The following is a 1,540-nucleotide window of genomic DNA, read 5'->3' as shown; positions in this document are numbered from 1 at the left end:
ACTACTCGCCGGGGACTCCCTCAATCTACGCCTCGCTCGGCGCTCGTTGGGACTGATTGTACTGTGTCTGGTATTACTACCATTCGCCGATCTCGCGATCACCACCCACGATCCTTGGGCCGAGCTGGGGCGCATGCTCAGCGGCTTGGTGCATCCCGACATCCTGGCGACCGAGTCACTGCCCCATGCCATCGCCCTGACCATCGGGTTTGCGCTGTGGGGGACGCTACTCGGCGTGGTGCTGGGCTTCCCGCTGGCCTTGCTCTTCTCGCGTTCACGCCTGCTACGCGGTGGTTGCGCATTCGTGCGCGCTATCCACGAGCTGTTCTGGGCGCTACTCCTGCTGCAGGTCTTCGGTCTTTCCGCCGTCACCGCCATCGCCGCCTTGACGATTCCCTACGCCGGCATCTTCGCCAAGGTCTACGCCGAGATCCTCGAACTCACGCCACGTGCGCCGGTCGACGCTCTGCCCGAAGGCGTGAGCCGTCTTTCGCGCTTCGTGTATGCCGAGTTGCCCATGGTCTGGTCGAGACTCTCGGGCTATACCCGCTATCGCTTCGAATGCGCCATGCGCTCGAGCGTGCTACTAGGCTTCGTGGGTCTGCCGACACTAGGTTTCCATCTGGAAAGCGCCTTCCGCGAGGGGCGCTACTCCGAAGCCGGTGCCTTGCTGTGGATGTTTTATCTCATGATCGCCTCGCTGCATCTATGGGGACACCGCCGCCTGCTGCCCTGGATCGCGCTGGGGAGTCTTTTCCTGCTCGGCCCCTGGCCGGATATCGACGGCGCGCTGCTGTGGCGATTCGTGAGTGTCGACCTATGGCCGAAACCTCTACTCGAAGGGAACTGGAACGAACTCTGGCAGTGGTTTGGCGACATCCCCGACCTCCTGCCCGCCATCGGCAATACCTTGCTACTGGGACTGATGGGCACCGTCGGCAGTCTGGTGGTGGCCTTACTGCTATGGCCATTGGCCAGCCGCCATTTCGGCAATCGCCCGACCCGTACGGCAGGCAAAGGCGTCTTGATCTTGATGCGCTCCACGCCGGAATTGATGTTGGCTTTCATCTTCCTGTTGATGCTCGGTCCATCGATGCTGCCCGCCTGGCTGGCGTTGTCATTACACAACGGCGCACTGATCGCCTTCCTGGTGGCGCGGCATGCCGATGCCATCGTGCCGGGTAACCACGCACTGCCGGCATCTGCCCGTTATGCCTACGAATTGCTGCCACGCCTCTATGGCGGCTTGCTGGCGCTGCTGTTCTACCGCGCCGAGACGATCATTCGCGAAACCGCGCTCCTGGGCATGCTCGGCATCGCCACGTTGGGCTTTCACATCGACTCCAGCTTTGCCTATATGATGTTCGATCAGGCCTTCGTACTGTTATTGATTACCGCTGCGCTCAACATCGGCGTCGACGCCCTGGCGCGCCGCTACCGCCCGCGCGAAATCGCCAACACCCCAGGCCATCGCGACCATCCCACGGGAGAAGCCGCATGCTGATCACGACACTGCTGTTCGTCATCACCGCCGTGGCGG

The 1,540-nt window shown here is 62.3% G+C and carries 1 protein-coding gene; it reads left to right on the top strand.

What is annotated here, in order from left to right:
- Nucleotides 1-1,504 (top strand): ABC transporter permease (locus OP496_RS17680; RefSeq protein ID WP_280565222.1); only part of this gene is annotated, 1,504 nt, incomplete at its 5' end.
- Nucleotides 1,505-1,540 lie beyond the last annotated feature (36 nt).

The sequence above is a fragment of the Chromohalobacter sp. 48-RD10 genome, from assembly GCF_029889785.1.
Lineage (GTDB): Bacteria > Pseudomonadota > Gammaproteobacteria > Pseudomonadales > Halomonadaceae > Chromohalobacter.
Note: the sequence above shows the minus strand (reverse complement) of the source record. Positions and strands in the feature narration are given on the sequence as shown.